Source organism: Peribacillus sp. NPDC096448, from assembly GCF_044762675.1.
GTDB lineage: Bacteria > Bacillota > Bacilli > Bacillales > DSM-1321 > Peribacillus > Peribacillus frigoritolerans_B.
Genome location: NZ_JBIWEU010000005.1, coordinates 196009 through 216653 on the forward strand (window position 1 = coordinate 196009; position 20645 = coordinate 216653).

17 protein-coding genes, 2 pseudogenes and 1 riboswitch are annotated in these 20645 nt (G+C 39.5%); of the genes and pseudogenes, 5 read left to right on the forward strand and 14 right to left on the reverse strand.

The window, feature by feature from the left end; genetic code table 11:
• Nucleotides 1-103 precede the first annotated feature (103 nt).
• Together ACIQ0C_RS11130 and ACIQ0C_RS11135 are read right to left on the reverse strand one after the other, a co-directional pair.
• Nucleotides 104-1894: an ABC transporter ATP-binding protein gene (locus tag ACIQ0C_RS11130; protein ID WP_403059776.1), complete on the reverse strand. Its 1791-nt coding sequence runs from the start codon at nt 1892-1894 to the stop codon at nt 104-106.
• Nucleotides 1869-3617 carry an ABC transporter ATP-binding protein gene (locus tag ACIQ0C_RS11135; RefSeq protein WP_403059779.1) on the reverse strand — a complete coding sequence of 583 codons (1749 nt, stop codon included), beginning with the start codon at nt 3615-3617 and terminating at the stop codon, nt 1869-1871. The genes ACIQ0C_RS11130 and ACIQ0C_RS11135 overlap by 26 nt, the downstream gene beginning before the upstream one ends.
• 448 nt (nt 3618-4065) lie before the next feature.
• Between ACIQ0C_RS11135 and ACIQ0C_RS11140 the strand changes: the two genes are divergently transcribed.
• On the forward strand, nt 4066-4626 hold the full coding sequence (locus ACIQ0C_RS11140) for a nitroreductase family protein (RefSeq protein ID WP_403059782.1): 561 nt from the start codon (nt 4066-4068) through the stop codon (nt 4624-4626).
• A gap of 640 nt (nt 4627-5266) precedes the next feature.
• On the opposite strand, the gene ACIQ0C_RS11145 is transcribed toward ACIQ0C_RS11140, so the two are convergent.
• On the reverse strand, nt 5267-6613 hold the full coding sequence (locus ACIQ0C_RS11145) for an aspartate kinase (RefSeq protein ID WP_403059785.1): 1347 nt from the start codon (nt 6611-6613) through the stop codon (nt 5267-5269).
• Between the two features lie 203 nt (nt 6614-6816).
• Nucleotides 6817-7317, reverse strand: coding sequence for a preQ(1) synthase (gene queF, locus ACIQ0C_RS11150; RefSeq protein ID WP_034305880.1), 501 nt, complete (start codon nt 7315-7317; stop codon nt 6817-6819).
• 104 nt (nt 7318-7421) lie between these two features.
• A riboswitch (PreQ1 riboswitch) is annotated at nt 7422-7467 on the reverse strand.
• Between the two features lie 130 nt (nt 7468-7597).
• On the opposite strand from queF, the gene ACIQ0C_RS11155 reads away from it, so the two are divergent.
• Nucleotides 7598-8455 (forward strand): DMT family transporter, encoded by an 858-nt coding sequence (locus tag ACIQ0C_RS11155; protein WP_403059787.1) that lies wholly within the window; start codon nt 7598-7600, stop codon nt 8453-8455.
• A 248-nt stretch (nt 8456-8703) separates the two neighbouring features.
• Nucleotides 8704-8838 (forward strand): BA3454 family stress response protein, encoded by a 135-nt coding sequence (locus ACIQ0C_RS11160; protein WP_095390432.1) that lies wholly within the window; start codon nt 8704-8706, stop codon nt 8836-8838.
• Nucleotides 8839-9112: 274 nt separating this feature from the next.
• On the opposite strand, the gene ACIQ0C_RS11165 is transcribed toward ACIQ0C_RS11160, so the two are convergent.
• The 8 genes from ACIQ0C_RS11165 to ACIQ0C_RS11200 all read right to left on the reverse strand — a co-directional run bounded on the left by ACIQ0C_RS11165 (nt 9113) and on the right by ACIQ0C_RS11200 (nt 17495).
• The gene (locus ACIQ0C_RS11165) at nt 9113-9556 is read right to left on the reverse strand and encodes a YfmQ family protein (RefSeq protein ID WP_403059790.1); all 444 of its coding nucleotides are present in this window, start codon (nt 9554-9556) and stop codon (nt 9113-9115) included.
• Between the two features lie 326 nt (nt 9557-9882).
• Nucleotides 9883-10167: a cytochrome aa3 quinol oxidase subunit IV gene (gene qoxD, locus ACIQ0C_RS11170; protein WP_048684982.1), complete on the reverse strand. Its 285-nt coding sequence runs from the start codon at nt 10165-10167 to the stop codon at nt 9883-9885.
• Between the two features lies 1 nt (nt 10168).
• Entirely contained in the window at nt 10169-10765 is a 597-nt protein-coding gene (gene qoxC / locus ACIQ0C_RS11175; protein ID WP_048684979.1) for a cytochrome aa3 quinol oxidase subunit III, read from the reverse strand.
• Entirely contained in the window at nt 10765-12711 is a 1947-nt protein-coding gene (gene qoxB, locus ACIQ0C_RS11180) for a cytochrome aa3 quinol oxidase subunit I (protein ID WP_402838671.1), read from the reverse strand. Before qoxB ends, qoxC begins: the two co-directional genes overlap by 1 nt.
• A 73-nt stretch (nt 12712-12784) precedes the next feature.
• The gene (gene qoxA / locus ACIQ0C_RS11185) at nt 12785-13714 is read right to left on the reverse strand and encodes a cytochrome aa3 quinol oxidase subunit II (RefSeq protein ID WP_402838669.1); all 930 of its coding nucleotides are present in this window, start codon (nt 13712-13714) and stop codon (nt 12785-12787) included.
• A 980-nt stretch (nt 13715-14694) separates the two neighbouring features.
• A complete protein-coding gene (locus ACIQ0C_RS11190) occupies nt 14695-15009 on the reverse strand; it encodes a hypothetical protein (protein ID WP_402838667.1) in 315 nt (104 codons plus the stop codon).
• Nucleotides 15010-15373: 364 nt separating this feature from the next.
• The gene (locus ACIQ0C_RS11195; protein ID WP_403059793.1) at nt 15374-16609 is read right to left on the reverse strand and encodes a S1C family serine protease; all 1236 of its coding nucleotides are present in this window, start codon (nt 16607-16609) and stop codon (nt 15374-15376) included.
• A gap of 190 nt (nt 16610-16799) precedes the next feature.
• Nucleotides 16800-17495, reverse strand: coding sequence for a hypothetical protein (locus ACIQ0C_RS11200; protein ID WP_403059796.1), 696 nt, complete (start codon nt 17493-17495; stop codon nt 16800-16802).
• A gap of 174 nt (nt 17496-17669) precedes the next feature.
• On the opposite strand from ACIQ0C_RS11200, the gene ACIQ0C_RS11205 reads away from it, so the two are divergent.
• Complete coding sequence (locus ACIQ0C_RS11205; RefSeq protein ID WP_230177889.1) at nt 17670-18026, forward strand: hydrolase; 357 nt, start codon at nt 17670-17672, stop codon at nt 18024-18026.
• A gap of 132 nt (nt 18027-18158) precedes the next feature.
• Here ACIQ0C_RS11205 and ACIQ0C_RS11210 read toward each other — a convergent pair.
• A pseudogene (locus tag ACIQ0C_RS11210) lies at nt 18159-18610 on the reverse strand (helix-turn-helix domain-containing protein).
• Between the two features lie 241 nt (nt 18611-18851).
• Between ACIQ0C_RS11210 and ACIQ0C_RS11215 the strand changes: the two are divergent.
• Nucleotides 18852-19100: pseudogene (locus ACIQ0C_RS11215) on the forward strand (hypothetical protein); the annotation flags it as partial.
• A gap of 158 nt (nt 19101-19258) precedes the next feature.
• Here the strand turns inward: ACIQ0C_RS11215 and ACIQ0C_RS11220 are convergent.
• On the reverse strand, nt 19259-20242 hold the full coding sequence (locus tag ACIQ0C_RS11220) for a ketoacyl-ACP synthase III (RefSeq protein ID WP_403059799.1): 984 nt from the start codon (nt 20240-20242) through the stop codon (nt 19259-19261).
• Nucleotides 20243-20645 lie beyond the last annotated feature (403 nt).

Here is a 20645-nt window from a genome sequence, read left to right on the forward strand (position 1 = left end):
TGTGAAAAATCCAGGAGCATTAAATGAACGGCAATCCAAGTTTAAGATCCTTATTTTAGGACCAACAAAAAAAATGTGCGCCTAGTGGCACACATTTTTTTCTTCATCCTATCTGATTTTCCCTTAATGAACCGCGATTTAGATCGTAATAAAAACCCCTCTGCCGCAACAATTCATCATGGGATCCCCTTTCAATGATCCTTCCTTCATCAAGTACGAGGATTTGATCACTCTGCTGAATTGTATTCAATCTGTGGGCAATGACAAAACTTGTCCTGCCCTCCATCAAGCGGTGTAATGCTTCCTGGATTTTAAGCTCGGTAATCGTATCTATGCTACTTGTCGCTTCATCCAAAATCAATAAAACGGGATCGGCCAAAATAGCCCTGGCAATCGATAACAGCTGGCGCTGCCCCTGACTTATTCCACTGCCATCTTGACTCAAGATGGTATCATATCGATCTGGCAATTTCATGATAAAGGAATGGGCATTGGCAAGCTTGGCTGCATTCACCACTTCTTCATCTCCAGCCTCCAGCCGGCCGTAGCGGATATTTTCACGAATCGTACCCTGAAACAAAAAGGAATCCTGTAAAACGAAGCCCATATGCTTACGGAGACTGGACCTTGTCACCTGTTTGATATCCTGGCCATCAATCAATATCCGGCCGCTATTCGGCTCGTAAAAACGGGCAAGAAGATTAATGATCGTGGTCTTACCTGCCCCCGTGGGACCTACAAGCGCGATGGTCTCGCCCTTTTTTGCATGGAAACTAACATCATATATCGTTTGCTCTTCATCATTATACGAAAAGGACACACCCTCAAAGCCCACGTCACCGCTGACATCACGAAGTTCAGCAGCCTGTTTCTCATCCAATTCCTCTTCTTTTTCATCAAGTATGGAAAAAACCCGCTCAGCACCGGCAACAGCTGAGAGCAGTGTATTGAATTGGTTAGCCAGGTCATTGAGCGGACGGGTGAATTGCCTTGAATACTCGGTAAAGATGACAATGACCCCGATGGAAACCGTACCTATGCCACTCAGCGCCAAAAATCCGCCGACAGCTGCTATTACCGTGAAACTTAGGTTGTTCAGTAAATTCATCAGTTTTGGAATCAGCCCTGAGTATGATTGTGATAGAAATCCGGCTTTCTTCAAGTTTTCACTCCGGATGATAAAATCACGGATCACTTTATCTTCCTGTGAAAAAGCCTTTACGATCCGTTGTCCGGAAATCGTTTCTTCTATAAACCCATTCAGTTCTCCCAGGTTCTTCTGCTGTTGTTTAAACAGCTTTCCCGTCCTGTTCGTTATCCACCTCAGACCGAAGAACATGAGGGGAACGATGAATAAGGTTAAAACAGTTAATAAAGGGCTCAAATAAAGCATGACTCCGATCGTCCCGACCAGTGTCAGCACACTTGAAAAAATCTGGATGACGGAACTATTCAAAGTGGAACTGACATTTTCTATATCATTCGTGACCCTGCTCATCAATTCCCCATGCTGACGCCGGTCAAAAAAGGGAATGGACAACTGGTGAAGCTTTTTGAATAGTTGATTGCGCATCGCATAAACCGTATCCTGTGCGATTCCGATCATCCAATAATTCTGAAGCCACATGGATAGGGAATAAAATATATAGACTCCGAGAAGCCCTAAAAGAAGGCGGATCAGCCCCCCGCTATCTCTTGTGACAATATAATCATCAATGGCCACCCCAACAAGAAAGGGGCCAAGCAATCCCAAGACCGAGCTCATCAGTACCATGAAAAGGACGCAAAATAGCAGGCTTTTATTCGTTGCTAAGTAGGGAACGATCCTTTTTATCGTTTTCCAGGAGTTGACCGGTTTAGACTTTGCCTTATCGGGAGATATTCTTCGACTCAAGCGAAATCCCCTCCTCCCCAAACTGTGAGTGAACGATTTTTCGATAAAGATCGCTTGTTTGCATCAAATCCTCATGTTTCCCCAGCGCAAGGACTTGACCGCTTTCCAGCAACAAGATTTTGTCAGCCTCCATGGCTGTACTGATTTTTTGGGTAATGATGAGCGTTGTGCATGTATAGTCCTTTAAAGCGGCAAGCAATTTACTTTCCGTCTTCAAATCCAGCGCACTTGTACTATCGTCCAGAAGGAGAATCTTCGGTTTGCGCACCAATGCTCTCGCGATCGATAAGCGCTGTTTTTGCCCTCCCGATAGATTCACTCCTTTTTGCCCTAACTGGGTTTCATACTGCTTCGGAAGTTTCATTACTGTCTCATGGACCTGAGCATGCATGGCCGCTGCCATGATTTCCTCCATCGAGGCACCCTCTTTTCCCCAAGCGACATTATTTTTTATGGTTCCTGAAAAAAGCAGGGCCTCTTGCGGGACATAGCCGATCCTATTCCGCAGCGAATTCAAGGGAATATCTTTCAGATTCTGGCCATCAATTTGAATGGAGCCGCTTTCAACTCCGTATAATCTCGGAATCAGCTGAAACAGTGATGTTTTCCCCGATCCTGTCGCTCCTATGATTGCAAGCGATTCTCCCGGATCGATGGAGAAGGTCAAGTTTTTCAATACCGGGGTTTCGGTTCCGGGATAGCGGAAAGATACATCCAGAAACTTGATGCCTCCCCCATTTACGTCCCCACTCTTGCTTTCCGCATTACCTTCATCAATATCTATCGGGGTTTCAAATATTTCCGTCACACGTTCCGCTGAAGCCTTTGCACGGGAAATGACCATGATCAGCCACGAAAAAACGGAAAGGGATGCGGCAATCCTCGTGGCATAGTTGACAATCGCCACAACTTCCCCTACCTGTATCTCTCCCGTTGTTATAAATTCACTTCCAAGCCAGAGAATGACCAGAATCGCCACATTCATGACAAGCATCAGCACAGGCATCGTCGTTTCAATTAAACGAAGGGAAGACACAGTCTTTCTTTTCAACTCTTCATTCGCATGGTCAAATCGGCCGATTTCATGCTCCTTACGAAGAAAAGCTTTGATCAGGCGCATGCCTATCAGGTTTTCCCTCATGACGCCATTGAGATTATCGAGTTTTTTCTGCACGAGCATAAACAGCTTAGCAGCCCGTTTCATAACCCATCCCAAGAAGAAAACAAGAACCGGTATTGAAATGACCAATACAAGGGATAATTTCAAATCGACCGTAATAGCCATTATCGCTCCACCGATTACGATCAATGGTGCCCTTGCCATGATACGCAAGCCCATAAAAATCGTATTTTGAAGTTGGGTCACATCATTTGTCATCCTTGTGATCAATGAGGAAGTCGGGATATTATTCAAATTCGCAAAAGAAAACGCCTGTATTTTACCAAAAAGGCTCTTCCTGACATCATGTCCAAAGCTTTGACTTACATGTGATGCCGTAAATGAATTAACGATCCCGCCAAGAAATGAAAAAATGGAAAGTCCAACCATGACGCTTCCCCATTTAATCACTACCGATAAATCTTTCTGTAAAATGCCATCATCAATTATTTTTGCTATAAATAGAGGTTGTAACAGCTCTACCCCGAGCTCGACAATCATTAAGGATAAAGCAAGAATGATCAAAAGCCAGTACGGCTTAAGAAATGAGGACAATTTTTTCATCTATGACACCTTCGATTCTCCATATGTAGATAGCATCTTTTCATCCTCTCATTATACATTTTTATACAGATTTTTTAAAAGATTTTACCTGTTTTAAAGGGTTGGTAAATATCTTGAATTTTTTTTATAAATACCCTTGACAAATAACAGGAAATAAGCGAAAATTCTAATTGATAATGATTTTCAATTTCATTATCGATCTCTGAAATTTGATAAGCAATTACGATATTCTCTTATCGTACCCTTTTGATATTGTACATAGATACAATGTCGCCCCGGCTTCTCTGTGCCTAGTAAAATTATATGCTCATTAGCGAATGCAAGTCACTAGAATATTGCCCCCTCTTTATTCAAGTAATTTATTCACATTGGAAGCATATTAGGCAGCCGGGGATTATTTTTTTTCAACTATTAAACTTACATATATGATTTAAAGGAGCAGGATGTCATGAAACTAGAAGATATCATTAAAGAACGGCGCAGCATCAAACGATTTAAGGACATTCCTGTTCCTATCGATACCATCCAATCATTATTGGAAACTTCAACATGGGCACCGAACCATAAAATGACCCAACCATGGCGCTTCATCGTGGTGCATGGTGATAGCCGTTTAAAACTCGCAGAAGCAACCCGTGCATTCATGGAAGGCAAAGAGAAGGACCCTGAAAAGAAAAAAGCAGCCGGACAGCGAGGATATAATAAACTTATAGGTGTACCGATGTTTGTCGCAGTGATCATGGAAGAGAATCCGAATCCTATGACACGTGAAGAAGATTATGCGGCTACAAGTGCCTTGATCCAGAATTTCAGCCTGCTTGCCTGGGAACAGGGAATCGGGATGATATGGGAAACATACGGCATGATACACAGCATGGAGTTTCGTGAAGCTTTAGGCGTGAAACCAGGCGAGAAGATTGTCGGCAGCCTTCACGTTGGCTATCCCGATATGATCCCTGCCCCGCGTCCAAGGAACGCGATCGATCAACTCCTGACCATTATGGACTAACATAAAAGGAAAGCCTCCAATCTTCCATTTGGAGGCTCAGACTGTAGACAAACTCGATGAAAACCGAGTTTTCTACAGTTTTTTTATGGCTTTTATAATCTGAACGTTGATTTCCGCTCCAGGCACTGGCTTTCCGCGGGTGGTCCGCCCTCGGCTTACGCCTGCGGTGTCTCCCTAGATTACATTCTTTTTTTGTATTATATAGAAGTATTTAACTTGAGGTGATAAGGATGCTTTTCTAAACATGATTCTATTCAGCAAGATCAACTTGAAGTAATTACTTTAAATCAATTGGTGCCAGTGAATCATTTGGCTCGTAAACTTGATGTGCCATTGACATCTCTTTCATTTATAATTTGGTGAAAGATATGTATTCAGAGGTTTGGACGCCCCTTTCTATCCGTCTTAAGAGCGCCACCCCCGTTCTCCTCCAATTGCTTTAGCCACTTGACATATGGGTATTAAATTAAAACAGACGCTCTGAACCCTGCAGCGCGTCTGTTAGCTTGGAATGATTATCCCCACACGGTCATTGCCACTACCAAAAAGAACCAGATGAAAAATCCAGCATATGTATTGTGACTAAAAGATAAATCACAAAAAAACCCCCTTCTAAAAGGAGGTCCCTAAACACTCATACTCAAAAGAACTCGTGATATAATGCCTGAATCGCCGTCTCTTCGTTGTGCCCTTTTACACCGAACATCATGCTTACTTCCGAAGAACCCTGGTTGATCATCTCAATATTAACCTTTGCTTCAGCCAAGGCTTTTGACGCTCTTGCCGTTGTACCGACATTATGGCGCATTCCTTCCCCTACAACCATGATCAAGGCAAGATCATGCTCCACATTCACTTCATCGGCATGAAGCTCTATCTTGATTCGGGAAATGATTTTCTCCTCGGCATCCCCTTTCATCTGGTCCTGCCTTAGAATAAGCGTCACATCATCGATGCCTGATGGAATATGCTCATATGAAACTCCATAATCTTCGAGGATGTGCAGCAGTTTCCGGCCAAAACCAACTTCCCGGTTCATCAAATATTTGCTAATGTAAATACTGCAAAATCCTTTATCACTTGCAATCCCAATAACCGGCCCGTTCGTATTATCCCGTGTATTCACAATGCGAGTCCCTTGTGCCGCCGGATTGTTCGTATTCTGGATATGGACAGGTATTCCCGCACGGAATGCAGGAATCAGCGCCTCATCATGAAATACCGAGAAACCTGCATAAGAAAGCTCACGCATCTCACGATAGGTTAGTTCCCGGATTCCCTTCGGATTGGAAACCACATTTGGATTCACCGCATAAACAGCATCCACGTCCGTAAAGTTCTCATACAAATCAGCTTTGACCCCATTCGCAAGAATCGAACCCGTAATATCGGAACCGCTTCTCGAGAAGGTTAACACATCACCATCTAACGTATATCCGAAGAACCCTGGGAATACAACGATTCCTGGCTCATCTCGCAGAGCATATAACCGATCATAAGACTCTGGCAGCACCTTGGTAAATCCACCTTCATCCGTTACGATCAAGCCGGCCTTCTTTGGATTTATATACTGTGCCTCTACTCCAAGGCTTTGGAAATAACCTGCGACCAGCTTCGCATTATTATCCTCGCCACTGGCCTTCAAGGCATCCAGATAGCGCTTCGGGTTAGTTTGGTCTGCATGCAGCAGTGCCATTAAATTTTCATGAATCCCTGTGATGACACTCTCGGATATATCCAACTCTTCAGCAATGCTCGCATAGCGGGATACGACATCTTCTATCAAATGCTCACCGTTATCCCCGCGCAGCTGCTGTTCCGCAGCTTCAATCAATAAATCCGTCACCTTTATATCATCGGAATTGCGTTTTCCCGGAGCCGAAACGACCACAATCTTCCTCTCCGGATCAGAAACAACAATTTCGAATACCTTCCTCAACTGTTCACCTGACGCAAGTGAACTTCCACCAAACTTTGCAACTTTCATCTCGACATCCCCTATTTTCGTAAATATTCTGTCAAAATTAACTCTCCCTATTATTACGCTTTTTCTCGAAACAATCAAGCGAAAATTCCATTATAGGAGGACATTTGTCTTTTTAAAAAAGACAAAACAACAGAACCACTGATCGAGATTAGCTAAAAATTTAAAAAAGACAACGGGCATATGCCCATTGTCTCTCCCAGTCTTTAGCGATTATCCACGGTTTCCGGGTATAAGTCATGGTTCATCAAGCGGTAATTCGCCATTTCCTCATACTTCGTACCTGGTTTCCCATAATTCGTGTAAGGGTCGATGGAAATTCCGCCCCTAGGTGTAAACTTGCCCCAGACTTCAATATATTTAGGATCCATCAATTCGATTAAATCATTCATGATGATGTTCATGCAATCTTCATGGAAATCACCATGATTGCGGAAGCTGAATAAATAAAGTTTCAAAGACTTGCTTTCCACCATTTTCACACTGGGAATATAGCTGATGTAAATGGTAGCAAAGTCCGGCTGGCCCGTGATCGGACATAAGCTAGTGAATTCCGGGCAATTGAATTTGACGAAGTAATCCCGGTTCGGATGCTTGTTATCGAATGACTCAAGGATTTCAGGAGCATAATCGAATGTATATTTTGTTCCTTGATTCCCAAGCAGTGTAATATCTTTTTTTAATTCTTCTTCTTTTCTTCCAGACATGAAAAGTCCTCCTAATCCCACGTTTCAGGGAGATTCATAAAATGGGCCTCTATATAACAAAAACCATATCTCCTCAAAGATATGGTTGATTCGCGAAAAATATCAAAGCCATAGTTTTTTTAAGAGGGTGATGCTATGAACCTCTCCCGTTTATCGGGAAATATTTTAAAATTGTCATAGTTAATATAGAAAAAAAAATCTAATCTGTCAATCATACATTTTAAATTTGGTTTGATTCCTGAAGGCATTCAGCTTAAAATGTAGAAGAAGTTTATCCTACATGAAGGAAGAGATTAAGTCAATGTGGATTTTTGCAGCACTCATCACGAGTTTATGTTTCGGAATCAATAACAGCATTTTTAAATGGAGCAGCGGAAAAGGCTATTCCAAGATACATATCCAATTTTTCTTTTATTTTTCAGCTTTTATTTTGTCCATTTTTTATGGAGTATTCACGGACGGTTTGCAGCTGAACTGGCTATCCATCATGCTTGGTGCAGCTATTGGGGTACTGAACGCTAATGGTAACATCCAGATGGCAAGCGCCTTTGAAAAAGGGCCGGCAAGCTTGACATCTCCATTAATCGCAGCGAATGCAATATTCCCCATTCTCTGTGCAGCTTTAATTTTTCACGAACATATTTCTTCCTTGCAGTGGAGTGGAATCGTCTGCATGTTTATCGCTACATTAGTCATCCAATATACACCTAACGCAAAAGGTAATCATCAATATGCCCCTTGGATGATGCACACATTACTCTCCATCTTATCTTTTGGTGTGCTCGGCATTCTTATGACGACATCAACACGTCTTCATTTAAACTCCCTTGATATCCTTGTATCAATGTATGGAGGCGGAATGCTTTATCTTCTTTCGGCTCTAGCCTTTAAAAAAGAAAAAATAAAGCTAACGGAAGTCAAAATCGGTTCCTTAGTAGGGTTTTTAAGCATGATAGGCTATGGATGTTATTTCTTTGCGTTGAACACCGGGATCGCAAGCATCATTTTCCCTGTCGTCAGCCTGAACTGTTTGGTTGTCGTATTCGCTGGATGTTATATATTCAAGGAAAAACTAAAAACCTATCAAATTGCCGGTGTCCTTGCAGCATTAATCGGTATTATTTTAACTAAAATATGATTATATAGTTCGTTTAATAAAACAACCTGGCTGTCAGTATACAAGCCAGGTCGTTTTTGGTTTAACCGGAAAATAGGGTAGGTCAAAAAAAAGTGTTGACACCACCCTAAAAATATCAGATAATTTTGAATATTAATTCTTTCAAATTTTACTGCTTTTGAAATGTTTGATTATCCTTCTGCCATGGGTATAAAAGAAATAGGTACAACCCCTCATTTAATTCTGAATTAGGAAAGGAAAGATGCATAATGGTAAAAGTTACAGTAACAGTTGATTTCCAAGGAAAATCTTATCAAACTAACGTCCTTACTAAACCGGGTACTGATCATGAAGTAATTTTACAACAAGCCCTTCATCAAGTTGAAAAACAATGGAAAGCATAAAAAAGCAGGCATCGCAATAGATACCTGCTTTTTTATTACCTTAAATACTATCCAAAATACTTTTCATATGCACTATTAAAAACCCTCTTGCAGCAATTCCCTCCTACTTAAAAAACACTTTTAATTGTTTTTTTCAAAAGACACTAAAATTAAGATGTCAGTTTGTATACTAGAATTTTTATAATGAAAAAAATATCTAATTGAAATGGGATTATATATTAAAAGACTTATAAAAAAAGACGGTCTTTTTAAGGACCGTCTCTTTAATGTTCTTTTAAACTAAATTTCTTATTAATGGCATGGAACGTTCTTGGAGGCTATCGGAAAACAGACTATAAGAAATGACCTTCTTCTTGTACAGTTTAACTACATCCACGCGATCGTTGTAAATAAAAATTAATAACCTAACATCCTTTTTGCCTCTTTTAGTATCAATGACTAATGGAGTCCCACTGTTCTCTGGATGTAAAAACAATTGCTCGTTCCCTGGGAATATATGATTTTTCTTCAAAAATCTAGCGTTATTAAAATAATTAATAACTTGAATTTTTTCTTCACCTTCCAAATGTTTCCCGTCAAAGGTTACGATTGCATTCCCATCAATAATTTCTGAGTGTATTTTAAATTTGCTGATAATCCAATTAACTGCATCTGTTGGAAGACAGGAAACCAATATTTTTAACAAACTTAAGATAATTGTCAAAATCAAAACCGGCAATGTTAATTCATCATCTCCGCTACATTTATAAATTAATTCTTACATGGCTCATTATATCAAAAGGGCTGACAGTTTTTCTTAGAGATGTGTCCGTTCTATTAACGTTTAGACTTTAGTAGAACATTGCACTTAAATGCACGGGCACGCTTCTAAAGTGAGAATTTCCCGATTATAAATATAATTTCATGAAATGGTTATACTAAACAATATGATTTCAGCCACATCCTACTTAACAAACTTCCATGAATGAAATGGATAGACCGGTATAAGAATTAAAATACAAAAAAACTGGGCGTCATCAAGACGCCCAGCTTTTCCGGAATCGATTATTGATATCCCCAAATCATTGTTAGCATTGTACCGAAAATTGTAACCAATGCAACGAACAATCCGTAATAAACGTTTGTATAAATCGATGCTTTATCTTCAGACTCACCTGCGTGCATGAACATTACTAATTGAAGTGCAGCTTGCATGAAAGCTGTAACAAGAAGGATGATCATAGCCATTTTCAGTGAGAGATCAAACATAATAACTGATAGTGCGACCAAAGTCAGGACTAGTGAAAAGGCAAATCCCATAACTTGGCCCCGTGGGAATAATTCTTTCATATTACATCATTCCTTTCAGGTAGACGAAACTGAAGATGAAGATCCAGACAACGTCTAAGAAATGCCAGTAAAGTGAAAAGATGAAAGCCTTGTTTGTTGTTTCTGGAGTCATACCGCGCTTTTTGATCTGCATGATGATGAAGGTTCCCCAGAATAAACCAAGTGTAACGTGAGCTCCATGCGTACCTAGTAATGTAAACAAACTAGATAAGAAAGCACTTGTTTGAATGGTTGCCCCTTCATGTACATACTCCACGAATTCATAAATTTCGACTCCCAAGAAGCCTAAACCAAGAATAAGGGTAATGATGAAGAAACCAATCGTTGCTTTCTGCCTTCCAAGTCTCATTGCATTGATTCCAAGACCAATGGTAAAACTACTGGTTAAAAGAAAGATTGTTTGAAACATCAGGGTTGGGAGTTTAAAAAGATGTTCCCCTGTTGGACCATTTCCAGTTCCATCAACTAATACAAAGTAAGTTGCGAACAGTGTAGCGAAAAGAGCTATTTCTGCTCCTAGGAAAATCCAGAATCCAAAAATCTTTAAGCGATTTTCTTCCGTGCTATATTCTAGTGGCAGCGAGTTATCTATTTTCATTACTTAGCACCTCGCAATTTATTTTCAGTTTCTTCGATCTCTTCAACAGAGATATAACGTCCGTGATCTTTTTCGAATGAACGGTGAATCATACAAGCAAAGATACCGATCGTTGCAATGATTGCAATGATCCACATGCTGAATACCATCGCAAAGCCCCAAACGAAGAAGATACAGCTCATGATAAACGGCACACCACTGTTATTTGGCATATGGATCTTTTCTACTTTACCGCCAAATAATTTAAAGCCTTTTTTCTTTGCATCCCAGAATGCTTCTGTAGAATCAACTGTTGGCACAATTGCAAAGTTATATTCAGGGATTGGTGTATGTGTAGCCCACTCTAGAGAACGCGCATCCCATGGATCGTTTGAAATATTTCTTGACGCATAACGTGTGCTCCAATAGATATTGTACACAATAAGTGCAAAACCTATTGCCAAGCCAATCGCTCCAACGAAAGAGAGCATATTCAATGGACCATACCCTGTTGATTCAGAGTACGTATACATACGACGTGCCTGCCCATCTAAACCAGTGATGAACATCGGGAAGAATGTTACATTAAAGCCGATTGTAATGAACCAGAACGACCATTTCCCAATTTTTTCGCTCAACATGAAACCGAACATTTTTGGCCACCAGTACGTGAAACCAGCAAGTACGGCAAATACAGTACCAGGGATTAAAACGTAGTGGAAGTGAGCTACTAAGAACATTGTATTATGGTATTGGTAGTCAGCACTTGCCATTGCAAGCATTACCCCTGTTACCCCACCGAGCGTGAAAATCGGAATGAAAGCTAAAGAGTATAGCATTGGAACGGTAAATACGATTTTACCTTTCCAAAGTGTGAACAACCAGTTGAAAATCTTAACACCAGTTGGGACGGCAATTGCCATCGTGGTAATCGAGAAGATACCATTAACCATTGCACCGTGACCCATTGTATAGAAATGGTGAGCCCATACAATGAAAGATAGAGTAGAAATAGCTACCATGGAGATAACCATCGAATTATACCCGTACAGGTTACGACGTGCAAATGTCGAAATGATTTCACTGTAAATACCGAAAGCTGGAAGAATTACTATATAAACTTCAGGATGTCCCCAAACCCAGAACAAGTTCGCCCAAAGCATATCGCTACCGCCATTGGCCATCGTAAAGAATTGAGTTCCGAATAGACGATCCATTGTCATCAACGCAAGTGCCACTGTCAATACAGGGAAAGCGAAAACGATGATGAAGTTTGTGATCAAAATAGACCATGTGAACATTGGCATTTTCATTAAGTTCATGCCAGGTGCTCTCATTTTCAAGATTGTTACGATAAAGTTGATACCAGTCAGTAATGTACCGATACCAGCTATTTGAATAGCAATCGCGTAATAGTTCGAACCTACTGATTCACTGAAATCGTTACTTGCCAGCGGGAAGTAAGATGTCCAACCTGCATCAGGAGAACCACCGACTACGAAAGAGATGTTAAATAGCATTGCCCCCATGAAGAATAACCAGAAGCTTACTGCGTTCAGACGTGGGAATGCTACGTCACGCGCTCCAATTTGTAATGGTGTAACAATGTTCATTAACCCAATGATGAATGGCATAGCCATGAATAGGATCATGACGACCCCGTGTGTTGTAAATACCTCATTATAATGCTGTCCATCCAAAAGACCGTTATCTGGAATAGCCGTTTGAGCACGCATCATAAGTGCATCGACGCCACCACGGAAGAGCATAAGCAGTGCTGCCAAGATGTACATGATACCAATACGTTTATGGTCAACCGTTGTTAACCACTCACGCCATAAGTAACCCCATTTTTTAAAATAGGTAATTCCGGCAACAACCGCGATCATGGTTAAACCAATGGCAACCATGGATGCATAAATCGCAGGACTTGGATGAGGTACGGCAAATCGATCAAAGTAATCCATACTTTTGTGACTCCTTTCAGGAAAATATTCCTTATCTTGTAAACCTAGTTGTTTTATCGAACGAAATTAATTCTTAGTGATCATGATTCATGTTGCTGTGTTCTGAATGTTCCTCGTGTGAATCCTTGGAATCATTTTCTTCAGTATCAGAAGATCCGTGGTCATGACCAGCATTTTCCCCTTCAGGAGCTGGTGAAAACTCTAAGTGAGTTCCAGTGTAAGTGGATTGTCCCACATGACCAGGTTTTAATAATTCATTGAATTTTTCCTCAGTAATCGGTTTAGCAGTAGCTTTAATTTCATCTACCCACTTATCGTAATCTTCTGGAGACAGTACATTAACGTTGAACGTTTGCTGAGCAAAACCTGAACCACTGAAGTTTGAATTTCGACCCATATACTCTCCTGGTACATCAGCTGCTAAGTGCAACGTATTAACCATGTCCGACATCGCGTATTTTTGTCCTCCAAGTTGCGGAATCCAGAAACTTGAGATTGGACCGAATGAGTAAAGTTTAAATTCAATTGGTCGGTTAGTAGGTAAAAACAGATAGTTGACTGTTTCGATATCTTCTTCCGGATAACTAAAATGCCACTTCCAGTTGGAAGATGAAGCGTAAATGATTAAAGGTTCTTGATCTCCGTATCCTTTAGGTGTTGCCTCAACTTCATTTGTAGTTTTAACAGTAACAACGGATAGGAAAGCGACGATTAAAATTGGGATCGCAACCCAAATTATTTCAAGAACTTTACTTCCTTCAATATGAGGCGGTTCATAATCATCACGTTGTTTGGAAGCACGATATTTCATTATCATGAAGATATACAGTACCATAACGACAAGGACGACAAAGGCCATTGTCCATATCGAAATCATAATAACATCTGCTTGTGTTGCAGCTACTGGCCCTTTAGGGTCCAAGACCATTAATGGGTTATCGCAACCGGTTAGCACAGTGGCAATAGTAAAAAGTATAGTTAATAGAGCCCATTTTATTTTCATAGTACTACCCCTTTCTTACATAATAAAATTCCAATTGGTAATTATTCGGACAAAGTGTTACCATGTTCACAAACCCCGACATACCAATATTAATCCCAAGTCAAAAAAAAGACAATACAAAGTGACATCTGTCACATAAAGTTCATTAAAGAGCAGTAAGAAGATGGTAAATGAACTGAAATGTTCGAAAATCTTCAGCAAATGAAATATAATAATTGTTTAATAACATACCTATGGAAATTCACTTATCAGTACATGATTGTATTTTTTACCGATCCACTATCCGTTTAATATTACTCTAATATAATGAAATAAAAATTTCACATTATATTCACCGTGTATATTGCCTCAACCCCCCTCAAGAATATGAATTATATTACCTATCCTGTCAAGTATGTATTTATCGTTGGAAAACATGATTTAAAACGGTTTTTTCATACTTGTCCATGGAAGTTGATAATTGGTAGCCGCATTGGAAACGATGTTGTATTCATGTTTTAATACTCTTATGATCCAACATTGGTCAAATATTATATATATATAAGGAAACACCGGGTGTGTAATTGGTTTCTTACATTTGGTGGTTCAATCAACCCCGCCATTGGAGCCCAAAATCTTCCCTTTTGTATCTTCAAGTAAAAGTGCAATAAAAAAACCACAAAAAAAGGACTTTTTAAAAATGTCCTTTTCTCGTGGTTATCGAAATGTAAAGGTATTTCTGCATTCGGGCAGTTTGGTTTGAATATCCAAGCACATCTTATGTATTCCGATTAATACAAAGGGTTGCTTGAAATATTTTTTGATACATAACGAGTGCCGTGTATTGTATTGAATTAAAATTTATCGATACAAATGATATGAAAGCGCATTCAATGTTTGGAATCAAATTGGCTCCCTGATAAACAAAACAGCTGGTTTTGTTCAAACATGTTGGTGAATCTGATGATAGTAAGCCAGTTTATTACGCTATATTCCTGGTTTTAGTTACTGAATTCCGTACTTCTTTTTGTATGAGTTTTAGTCTTTGATTTCATTTTTATGATTTTAGTCGTTTCCGGTTCAATTCTTTCACCTTTATGTGTATTCATTACCATTTCTTCTGTCAGGACAAAAAATATACCAACTAGAAAAATGGCAGCTGCGCTTAGTGTGATGGCGATTCCAACAACGGTAAATATATAATCCTTATTGTAATCGCTTACAAAAAAGCTTAAAGCAAAAATAATAATTCCGATTACACAACCTGTGCCCGATACCCATTTCACTGCATCTAACATCTTCTGATTAGCTTCCATAATTTCATCCCCTTTCTTTCTATTTTATGACATTTCACAAATTTGTCAAATCTTTTCTATTTTTTAACATATCCACGATGAAAACCTTGACAAATAGAAGGCGCCACCATTCACTTTTAGGTATTCAAGACTATATGAATAATTTGTAGAACAGTGCAAATACACTATCTATTTTTCCGCTAGTAACCCTTTTGTATACTATTAAATAGGGGGTTGTACAATTTGAGCGTTGTTTTTCACTCCAGGCACTCGCTATTCCCGCAGGACTCTCGTACCCTCCGTTCAATCAACTTTGAATTTAGATAGAACCCTTTTTTGTCCACAAACTTAGGCCCCTGATGAATAATCAGGGGCCTACCATTTTTCATGGTTTTTGTAAGGTTATCGTTACCGTTTTCTCTTCAGTACCTCGATATACTTTAATTTTTACTTTATCGCCGATTTTCTTATCAGTATATAAGTATTTCCTTAATGCCGCGGCAGTATTTATTTTCGTTCCATCAATCTCAACAATGATATCCTGTTGCTTAAGCCCTCCGTTCGCCGCAGCCGAGCCCGCTTCTATACTCGTCACCATTACGCCGGATTCTGCAGCTTCTGGAACATTTTGAATGTAATATTGCGGCAGTTCTTCTATACTGGCCAAACTTACTCCTAAATACGGGCGCGCGATCTTTCCATTTTCAATCAGTTCCGTAACAATCGGAATCACATCATTACTTGGTATGGCAAACCCCAAGCCTTCCACACCGTTTTCGGAAATCTTCAGACTGTTTATGCCGATCACTTCCCCAGCGGTGTTGATCAATGCACCACCGCTATTTCCAGGGTTGATCGCTGCATCTGTTTGAAGGACATCAAGTGCCCACTCCCCATCCGAGGTATCGACTGAAATGGTGCGTCCGGTCGCACTGACGATTCCTTGTGTAACCGATCGTGAAAAATCAAGTCCAAGTGGGTTGCCAATTGCCAATACTTCTTCACCTGGACGCATGCTATCAGAATTCCCGAATTTAATTCCTTCCGGTGCTTTCGAGGCATCAATTGTCAAAACCGCTAAATCCGTCAAAGCATCAGCCCCGACAACAGCTGCCGTTGCCTTTTGTCCATCATACAATGAAATTTCGACTTCCTTAGCTCCTTCAATAACATGATTGTTCGTGATGATATAGGCTTTTCCATCAGCCTTTTTATAAATGACCCCTGAGCCGGTTCCGCTCTCAACCGTTTCGCTCTCCGTGCTTTGCCGCTGGTACGGGTACTGGTTTTGCATCTCCTGTAAATTCACGACCCCTACAATCGATTTGGATGCTGATTCGACCATCTCTGCCCTATCATTTGAATCCGTACTTGTCGATAACTTTTCCGCCGTGACACTTTTATCCTTTTCAACACTGTCCGTTTGCTGTACACCTGCCGTTTCGGTTGACTCATTCACTGAACTTTTCCCTTGATCTATAAAGTCTCCGCCAAATAGAAATACAGACGATGTAACCATAGAAGCAACCGTTCCGGAAACAAGGCTAGTTAACCAAAGAGACTTACCCTTTTTCCGTTCTGCATTGACTCTGACTTGCTCCTCACCATTATAATTCTCCATCTTTATCCCTCCTATGTTTGTCCTTTACTTGGCTCAATCATAAACAGGAAATATTAAAAAATTCTTAAGAAATAAAGAAATAGGCTACCTTTTTAAAAAAATTATAAATTTTTATCGAATCCTGCATTTTGTCGCGCAACAAAATAAAAAGGCCACAACCGGGGCCTTCAATTCGACCATTCAGTTATCCTTACATGACTTCATAAACTTCTTTGGTCTCCTTATTCACGCCATACCAGCCCCAAGTGGTTTTGTGGCCGCTTTTCTGACTAGGTTCATCTACCTCGAAAACATGAAAAATATAATCTCCCTTTTCGGCATCATGATCATATTCGATTTGCAAATGCGAAAAGTTTTCCATATCCACGTAATCCTTCACAAGCTTCTCCGCCTGAGATTTACTTAATGTACTATCCGAATCCTTGCTTACTTCTTTACTTTTTGTATCCGTTGCCGCCCCCTCTTCTGCTTTGGATCCGTCTTCAGTTGTTTCCTCCGCCGGTTTCACATCATCATTTCCCACTACTGCTTCTATCGTGGCGGAGTCTGTTACCGGATGCATTTCCACCGCCTTTGAAACCATTTGTTTACCTTCCCGGTATTTTGCTTTATATGCGGCTGCTTCTTCAAAATCTCTTTTGGCCGAATCAAAATCCTGTTCATCGTATTTCTTCATTCCACTCGCCAGCAAACCTGAAAGATCCATTAATTCCCTTGATTCGGGTGTTTTTGCTTCTTTATAAGCTAATTGAAAAGCCTCGTGGGCTTCTAAATAATTTTCCTCATTCAACTGACTTTTCCCTAAATCCATATTGGAATCATAATTCCTTGTTACGCAGCCTGAAGCAATCAACACAAAAAAAATGACCATGATTGACCTCTTCACTATATCACTCCTCAATTTTACATATTATTCTGTAAATCCATCTTAAACCATTTAATAAGGAATCCGATACCTCTATTTCCTATCTTTTTCATTAAGGAAATGTTTACTTTCATGATTAACTTTTTACAAATAGTGGTACTGAATAGACAAACACTTGAAAGGGTGATGTGCAGAATGATGCAGGAAAAACAGACCTATCATGTCGATTTGGTAAGCGGCGACGTACTCGGGCAAAAACTTGAAGAGAATCCGAGCTTCACTGTACACGCAACTGATGAGGAACTTGCAGAATTGAAACAATGCTTGGAGGAACACCGGACAGATGACCTGGAGGCATATGCCCGATCACATGTGCCTTACCTTCTCTATCATCATGACCGGGCAAATGATAAATACGATGCAGCCATGAAAAGGCTTTATGCCCTAATTTATAAATTAGGGGATGAAACGGCACGAAATCATATTGAAGAAATTGGCATATTGAAAGATAACAAATTCGAAGGACAAGAAGAAGTGCAAAAGTTCAAATAAGAAATAGGAACAGAACCTGAAGTTCAAAGGTTCTGTTCATTTATGATCAAGTTTCACCAAAAGGTTATCATGCCCCAAATAAAAAAGATTCCCCTTTGTGATTCACTATACAGTTTTATAGGCAGAGTTTTTTCAATCTACATATTTATCTTTCAAATAATCTGAACCAATACCGCCAATAACCATCAAAGGTAATGGTAAAAAATTAGATACAACTGGCATACTTTTTAAAATTGTAATTTCGGTGCCTGCAAATTTATTAAGACCAAAAATGATTAATTTAGACACTAACAAAAATGCTCCTATCAATAACAAGATATCAAAAACATTTTCCTTTTTGGAAATGCTAACTGCTTACTTTTCCGTATTATTTTTTCTTTCAATTCCTCATCACTCCTTAATAATTCATCCACCGTAATTTGAAATAAATCACTTAAATTAATGAGTACTTCAATACTTGGGTAATTTTTTCCCGTTTCCCATTTGGACACAGATTGGCGACTCACATGAATCTTCTCTGCAAGATCATTTTGTGACCATTTTCTTTTTTCCCGTTCTTTTTTTAATCGTTCGCTAAAAATCATAATGAGTTCATCGCCTTTCCTACTCCTAGTATTGTGAGATGAATTGTGCAAAGTAAAGATAGTAATAAGCGCATTACTATGCAACTTATGAGTGACACCGAAAAAAACCTTGATATATCAAGAGTATCATTTTAATTTTTATGGAACTGCTGCAGAAGTAAAAAAACAAAAAGTCCCAGTTGAGTTCAGAAATCCGCTCCCTTTCCGCCGACTGTCTGCCAAGCCTCATCAAAGCAAGTGCATTACTTGTATGGCATTTCTTGTATCAATCTTGGCGGAAATCCCTTTTATAAACACATCATTTTATGTTGGACCGATAGCCAAGGCCTTTGAAGGAGCAGATATCGCTTGGATTATTGGGTTAGTTGTCCCAGCTGTTTTGTATTACTTCCCAATGAGAAAAAAGTTGAATATCTCTGAAAATGCAATAAACAACCAAGAGATTGGTTCGTTAGAGAAAACAACCGTTTCAGAGAAGAATGTTAAGTAAGATAAAAGAGGACCGTAAAATGAACTGCACCCAAATTGGAGGTGCAGTTTTTTTGACCAAATATACGATAAAAAGGCATGAGCCCGGTAGATTACCGGGTTCATGCCTTAAGGCTTCCTTCCTTGGGCAAACTCAGTTATTAGTTGTGGAAAATAGCTTTATAAGGTCCAATTGATAAGCAATCCAGCTTGAGCTAATCCACCGCCGAAACCATATAATAAAACCTTCTCACCACCACTGAGCTTCCCTTCTTTTATTCCTATTTCTAAAGATAATGGAATTGTTGCTGAAGAAGTATTTCCATACTCCACTAAGCTATATAAAGTTCGCTCAATTGGAAAGCCGCTTCTTTCACATATTGACTCAATCATTCTTAAATTTGCACTATGCGGTACGAACCAATCAACATCATTCAATTGATATTCAGCATTTTTCATCACAGTTTGCATTCCTTTTGGAACGGTCGTGACAGCCCATTTATAAACCTCACGCCCATTCTGTACAAGGTTGCCACTATTATTTAAGTCTTCACCATTTATACATGTCGAAAGGTTTGTACTATATAAATGTTTACCGCCTTCACCCTCCGAATATAAATGTGAAGAAATAAAACTTGGCTGTTTTTCATCATATTCTACAAGAACTGCTCCTCCGCCATCTCCAAATAAAATACAAGTGGCTCGATCCTCATAGTCCATAAGTTTCGATAAAGTATCAGCTCCAATAACTAGGATTTTCTTATTTAACCCAGATGTTACTAATCCATTAGCAACATGCAACCCATAAGTAAATCCTGCACAGGCAGCGTTTAAATCAATAGCTCCAGTATTCTTAATACCTAGCTTTGCTTGGACTAAAGATGCTACACTTGGAGTGTTGAAATCAGGTGTAAAGGTACAAACAATGATCATATCAACATCTTCGACAGATTTATCATACCTTTCCATTAAATCCTTTACAGCTTTATAACCTATATCACTAGTAAACTCCTCTTCATGTGCAATTCTTCGTTCTTTAATACCAGTACGTTTAACAATCCATTCATCATTGGTTTCAACCATTTTTTCTAAGTCTTTATTTGTTAACCTTTTTTCAGGAACATACGAACCTATCGCAGTAATACGTGCTTTGGATTTGAACATAGAATAGCCACCTCGTGTGTATGAATTGCATCATTTTTATAACTTGATATTAACACCTGGTACTAATTATAAAGCAAAAAAAATCTTATGCAACTAACCGTTACCTTTAAACCCGTAAGAAAAAGAGCTGAACGTCAAAGAACGATCGCGACTGATAGTATTAAGAAGATTTTGCTCCTAATGGAAAGGGATATCGTAGCCAGAACATCCTGTTAAAACATACTCATCCTGGTTGTTTTCATTTTTAATCACTTCGATTGTTTTGCACTGATGTGTTTTAATTGAATTATCTCCATATTCGTCTCTTGTGGTATCACTCGTCACTTCCAGTTTTTCTGCCTAATCACGTCTCCTTATTTAGTATTTGAAAGGTTCACACTCATTATCGGATGGCCATATAGAA